Source organism: Streptomyces sp. NPDC111507 (assembly GCF_055638955.1).
On record NZ_JBVKBU010000002.1, the window covers coordinates 1143706 to 1149910 of the forward strand.

Below are 6205 nucleotides of genomic sequence, written 5' to 3' on the forward strand. Positions count from 1 at the left end.
GCCCCCCGCGCAGGAGACGCGCGCCGCTCCCCACGGAAAGTACCCGCTCTGGGCGAAAGCCGCCGCGACGGCGGAGGCCGGTACGCCGAGATCCTGGCCGGAAAACGGCTATGGCCCCCCACCGGCCGGTGGGGGGCCACAGAGCGCGCCGTTCGCAGCGCTCGCACAAGCGTAAGGACGAGCCCCGGCGATGCGGGGCACGGTCTTACTTCTTGTTGCGACGCTGAACGCGAGTGCGCTTGAGCAGCTTGCGGTGCTTCTTCTTGGCCATCCGCTTGCGCCGCTTCTTGATAACAGAGCCCACGACTACCCTCGCTCACTTCTCTTTACTCGGTGCTGGGCTGCATGGGCCCACACGACCTATGAGGGGCCAGCCTACCCGTCCGAGCGCTGAGGTCGTAATCGAGGGGATCCGAGTGGATTCCCGAGGCGACCACAAGGGCCTCTCGGGAACCCCTCGAAGCAACCGTCAGGCTGTCTCCACCCCCACATAGCTCTCGCGGAGGTACTCGTGAACCGCTTGCTCCGGCACCCGGAAGGACCTCCCCACCCGGATCGCCGGCAGATGACCGCTGTGCACCAAGCGGTACACGGTCATCTTCGACACTCGCATCACCGAGGCGACTTCCGCCACGGTAAGGAACTGAACCTCGTTCAGAGGCCTCTCGCCAGCTGCAGCCATGACACACCTGAACCTTCCGCACTCGACGGCCACCGGCTTCCCCTTCCGGTGACTCTTCGTCGTTGCGTGCTCACTCCCCAATGTAGGGGCGGGTGATGCGAGTGGGGAAGAGGAGATGGCATCGGCCGCCTACTGTGACAGACACGCTCGATTGAGTACATAGCGAGTAAGCGGTCGGTAGTAATCAGACCGCACAGCGTCATCAAGCGGAACGACGACGGACACCTGCCCCTCTGCCTCTCCGACGAAGAGCGCAGGATCGTCCGTATCGGCAAGACCCATGGCCTCGAACCCCAGCTGACCTGCTCCGCAGACCCAGCCGTGGTCCCCGATGACGAGTTCCGGGAGCGGTCCGCCACCCTCCGCGGCGGCCGCCAGAACGGTCCGAACCGGCAGCGGTGAGTGGGTATGTGCGCCGGTCGCACCACCGGGGGCTTGCGCCCGGGGTTCGCGTACCAGCGCGACACCTTGTACGTAGTCAAGGTTGTACGTGCGTAGGCCGAACCGGGTCGTTATGTCGACAGAGCTACCCTGCGCGGGGGTGAGGACGGTACATCCCGCCGCCGACAGGGCGTCCGCAAGGGCGGCGTAGAAACCGAGCAGACGGTGCGGGTGACCGGTTCCGAGGAGTACCGGTTCGCGCTTGCGGGCCGCCGTTCCGAGCCGCGCCGCGAAGGAATCGAGCGCGACCAGAGTCCGCTCAGGGTCGATCACATCATGCCCACTCATGTACGCCGGATCGGCCGAAACGCCACACTTGTCGGCCATCAACTCGATCAGATCCCGCTGCTCCCACGTCCACTCGGGATCGAGCCCGAGCAGTACCCGGGGATCGCGGGCCGCGAAGAGCCGATAACTCCGCAGACTCTCCTCACGCGAGGTGGCAACGGGCCCGGCCAACCGGGCCGCCAGCAGGTGCGCACGTAATGCTCCGGTGCTCAACACGACAGCGATGCTGACGCACATGCCCCCTCTTCACCCCGAATTTCCCGAAAACGCCCCACAGTTGGCGTAATGCACACTCTGCCCCCTATCCCCCGACAACCCTCAGGCACAGCCCCAGACGGACCACTGGAGCACGCCGTCGGCGGGGCTGGGGGGTGCGGGGGGGGGGCAGCCCCGCAGGGGGGAAGGGGCGGAGCCTCGCCGGGGATTCGGGGGCGGAGCCCCCTGGGGGTGCAGGGGCGCAGCCCCAGCGGGGATCCAGGGGCGCAGCCCCAGGGGGTGCAGGGGCGGAGCCCCGGCGGGGATTCGGGGTGCAGCCCCCAGGGGGCAAAGGGGCGCAACCCCGGCGGGGATCCAGGGGCGCAGCCCCAGGGGGCAAAGGGGCGCAACCCCGGCGGGGATCCAGGGGCGCAGCCCCCAGGGGGTGCAGGGGCACAGCCCCGGCGGGGGCGAAGGGGCGGAGTCCCTGGGGATGGGTCGGGTAGGGGCGGCGGGGGCGAAGAAAGGTCAGGGCAGGAGGCCCCGTAGGGGGAACACCGCGCGGCGCGTCGCAACGATCGCCTGGTCGAGACGGTCGGCCGGGTCGTACCCGGACTCCCACCCCTGCCAGGACACGGGCCACCGCCCGTCCGTCATCCGCACGGGCGCCAACTGCCGCGTACGAGCGAAGACCTCCTGCCGCCAGCTCTCGGGAATCACCGTCTCGGGATCGATGGGCCGCCCCGCCGCAACCGCGACCAGATGCGTCCACGACCGCGGCACGACGTCCACGACCGCGTACCCGCCCCCGCCCAACGCGACCCACCGCCCGTCGGCGTACTCGTGCGCCAGGTCGTGACAGGCGACCTGCACGGCCCGCTGCGCGTCGAGCGAGACGGCGAGATGAGCGAGCGGGTCCTCGAAGTGGGTGTCGGCACCATGCTGGGTGACAAGCACCTGCGGCCGGAACTCGGCGACGAGCTCAGGCACCACGGAGTGGAACGCCCGCAGCCACCCCGCGTCCCCGGTCCCGGCCGGCAGCGCGACATTGACGGCGGAGCCCTCCGCCGAGGAGGCCCCCGTCTCCTCCGGCCACCCGGTCTGCGGGAACAGCGTCCGCGGATGCTCGTGCAGCGAGATCGTCAGAACCCGGGGGTCCTCCCAGAACGCCGTCTGCACCCCGTCCCCGTGGTGCACATCGACATCCACGTACGCGACCCGCTCGGCCCCCAGCTCCAGCAGCCGCGCGATCGCGAGCGAGGCGTCGTTGTAGATGCAGAACCCGGACGCCCCACCCGGCATCGCATGGTGCAGCCCACCCGCGAAGTTCACCGCGTGCAGCGCGTCCCCGTGCCACACCGCCTCCGCCGCCCCGACCGACTGCCCGGCGATCATCGCCGACACCTCGTGCATTCCCGCGAAGGCGGGATCGTCCATGGTCCCGAGCCCGTACGAGGCGTCCGCGGCCCCCGGATCCACCGACGCGGCCTTGACCGCCTCGACATAGTCCTCACGATGCACGAGCCGCAACGTCGACTCCCCGGCCGGCTTCGCCGCGACGACATCCACCTCCCGATCGAGCCCGAAGGCATCGACCAGTCGCCGGGTCAGCGCCAGTCGGACCGGATCCATCGGATGGTCCGGGCCGAAGTCATAGCCCGTTACTGCCTCGTCCCACATCAGCTGTGCGCGGCCGCTCATGTCCGTCACCGTATCGGTCCGGTTCGGGGGCGAACGAGCGGGCGTACCCCAAGGTCGCCAGGACCAACACCATCGGAACAAGCATGGCGCCCCGGTAGTTCCAGGCGTCGCCCAACGCCCCCACCAACGGCGAACCGATCAAGAACCCGACGTAATTGAAGATGTTCAGCCGTGCGATGGCAGCGTCCGAAGCCCCGGGAAACAACCGTCCGGCCGCCGCGAACGTCTGCGGCACCAGCACACACAACCCCAGCCCCAGCAACGTGAACCCGAGCATCCCCACCCACGCCCCCGGCGCCACCGCCACCACCGCGAACCCCAGCGCCGCCACGACCGCCCCCAGCCGTACGACGGCCACCGCCCCGAACCGCCGCACCCCGAAGTCCCCGACGGCCCGCCCCACCAGCGTCATCACCATGTAGACGTTGTAGGGAACGGTCGCCAACTGCTCCGAACTGCCCAGCACATCCTGCAGATACTTCGCACTCCAGTTTGAAACCGTCGAGTCCCCGATATACGCGAACGTCATCACCAGGCACAGCGGCAACAGCAGCCTGAAGACCAGGGCCCCGCTCTCTCCCTGCCCTTTCCCGGCCACGGCATCGGCATCGACACCGGTATCGGCATCGACACCGGCATCGACACCGGCTTCAAGACCAGAGGCGGCGCCCCCGTCGACGTACCACCGACTCCCCACGAACGCCGCCGGCAGCAGCACGAGCACCACCGGCAGATAGGACACGAAGAGCGAGAGATGCCAGTGCGCCCCCACCCACGCGAGCGAGGCGCCCACGATCCCGCCCAGGCTGTACGTGGCGTGGAAACCGAGCATGATGCTGCGCCCGTACGTCCGCTGGAGGCTCACCCCGAGCATGTTCATGGACGCATCGAGCGCACCGACCGCGAGCCCGAAGGCGCCGAGCGCGACCGCCAGTTCGACCAGCCGGTTCCCCGACCCGACCCCGAGCAGCGCCAGGAGCACAACGGGCTGGGACCAGCGCAGCAGCCGACTGGGCCGTATTCGCTTCACCAGCTGCTCGGTCGTCACGCTGCCGACCCCGGCGAGGATCGGCACGGCGGCCAGGAACGCGGGCAGCAGCGCGTCGGAGACGCCGTACCGGTCCTGGATGGCCGGAATGCGCGTCACGAGCAGAGCGAAGGTGGCGCCCTGAGCGAAGAAGCTGAACGCCAAAGAGGCCCTACCGCGCCGCAGCACATCTGTCATGGCGGCGAGCGTAGGGCCCTGGCTTACCGGTGGGTAGATCCAACCGAAGATGAATTCTGCTCAACTCTTCGGCTGGACGGTCCCGGCGGCCTCGTTCTCCAGCAGCTTCTCCATCGGAACGACCGCCAGCCGCCCACTGACCAGGATGGCCACCGCGATCGCACCGACCATCACGACCGTGCCCAGCCAGACCATCGTGTCGACCGGCAGGGTGTACGCGCCCACGACCCTCGCGACACACTCCGCGAGCAGCACCACGCCCCAGACCAGGGAGAAGGACCGCTCGGCCTTCCGGAAGCGCTCGGAGCCGGCCGCCAGCCGGTCCCACGCGGCGTTCTTGGCCGCGTCGCCCTTGATGAGGAACGGCTTCATGCCCGCCGTCATCATCGGCCTGCCGAGCTTCACGGAGACCAGGATGCCGATGCCGATCACGCTGCTGACTCCGCTGTCCTTGGCCAGCATCAGCCGCGGGTCACCGGCGACGAGGCTGAGGGCCAGCCCGACGACGTTGACGACCAGAATCAGCCCGGCCAGAGCGTTGGCCTTGCGCTCCTTCACCGCGCCCCACACGGTCCGCACCGCCGGCACCACACTGCTCCAGCCGAGGGCCGCCATGGTGCTCATGCCGAACCCGTTCTTGAGGAGGTAGTACGACCCGACGGGCACCGCCACGTCGAGGATCAGCGGCAGGAAACTGGGCCTGGCGGCGGCATCGGCGCTCGTGGCGGCCGGCGCCTCGACCGTGGTCGCTCCCGTGCTGGTCTCGATGGCCGTGATGCTCATGATCGGGTCCCTCCGTCGTCGCTGTGTACGTCCCGTTCCGATGTACTCAGCTTCGCGGTCGGACCCCACTCGCCAACAGAAACGATCGTCCGGAGCTCGGCGTGACAAATGTCAGTGCCGCGCGATGGGTGCCGTCATACGAGCAGGTCAGCCAACTCGCCCAGCTCGGAGAAGAGTTGAGTGGCACCGGTGAGCTTGGCGGCCGGCGTCATCGCCGTGAACCCGTACACGTCCATCCCCGCGGCGTTCGCCGCCCGCACCCCGAGCGGACTGTCCTCCACGACGACACACCGCTCCGGCGCCACACCCATCCGCTCCGCCGCGTAAAGGAACAGATCGGGGGCCGGCTTGCCCCGCCCCACATCCTGCGAACTGAAGACACGCCCCTCGTCGAACCATCGGTCGAGCCCGGTCTTCCGATGCCCCACCCGGATCCGCTCATGGCTCCCGGAGGAGGCCACGCAGTACGGGACCTCGTCCGCGGCCAGCTTCTCCAGCAACTGCACGGCACCGGGAACGGGTTGCAGCTCCCGCTCGAAGGCGGCGAACACCCGCCCGTGAAAGACGTCGTCGAACTCCTCCGGCAGCCGCTGCCCACTCCGCTCCTGGACGAGCTCGTGGATGCGGTGCATGGCAGACCCCATGTAGTCCCGGATGGACTCCTCGTACGAGGTCGGGTGCCCGAGTTCGGTGAGATAGGCGGCCAGGATCGTGTTGGAGATCGGCTCACTGTCCACGAGGACGCCGTCATTGTCGAAGATCACCAAGTCATAGCGCATGACAAAACACTAGACCCCCGAACGCAGAAAACCCCCGTACCGATTTCCCGGTACGGGGGTTCTCCCTACAATTAGTTCGGCGGCGTCCTACTCTCCCACAGGGTCCCCCCT

7 protein-coding genes are annotated in these 6205 nt (G+C 68.6%); all 7 read right to left on the reverse strand.

Annotated elements, in window-relative coordinates; genetic code table 11:
* Positions 1-205: 205 nt before the first annotated feature.
* Entirely contained in the window at positions 206-304 is a 99-nt protein-coding gene (locus ACZ7M2_RS12730; RefSeq protein ID WP_003948845.1) for a 30S ribosomal protein bS22, read from the reverse strand.
* Between the two features lie 165 nt (positions 305-469).
* A complete protein-coding gene (locus ACZ7M2_RS12735) occupies positions 470-682 on the reverse strand; it encodes a helix-turn-helix domain-containing protein (RefSeq protein ID WP_004984898.1) in 213 nt (70 codons plus the stop codon).
* Between the two features lie 129 nt (positions 683-811).
* Entirely contained in the window at positions 812-1627 is an 816-nt protein-coding gene (locus ACZ7M2_RS12740) for a phosphatase (protein ID WP_471595244.1), read from the reverse strand.
* Between the two features lie 507 nt (positions 1628-2134).
* Positions 2135-3307, reverse strand: a complete 1173-nt coding sequence (locus ACZ7M2_RS12745) for an acetoin utilization protein AcuC (protein WP_470050200.1) — start codon at positions 3305-3307, stop codon at positions 2135-2137.
* A complete protein-coding gene (locus tag ACZ7M2_RS12750; RefSeq protein WP_471595192.1) occupies positions 3258-4532 on the reverse strand; it encodes an MFS transporter in 1275 nt (424 codons plus the stop codon). The genes ACZ7M2_RS12745 and ACZ7M2_RS12750 overlap by 50 nt, the downstream gene beginning before the upstream one ends.
* A gap of 60 nt (positions 4533-4592) precedes the next feature.
* Positions 4593-5315 carry a VC0807 family protein gene (locus ACZ7M2_RS12755; protein WP_471595193.1) on the reverse strand — a complete coding sequence of 241 codons (723 nt, stop codon included), beginning with the start codon at positions 5313-5315 and terminating at the stop codon, positions 4593-4595.
* A 134-nt stretch (positions 5316-5449) separates the two neighbouring features.
* Positions 5450-6094: an HAD family hydrolase gene (locus ACZ7M2_RS12760; protein ID WP_388132195.1), complete on the reverse strand. Its 645-nt coding sequence runs from the start codon at positions 6092-6094 to the stop codon at positions 5450-5452.
* Between the last annotated feature and the right edge of the window lie 111 nt (positions 6095-6205).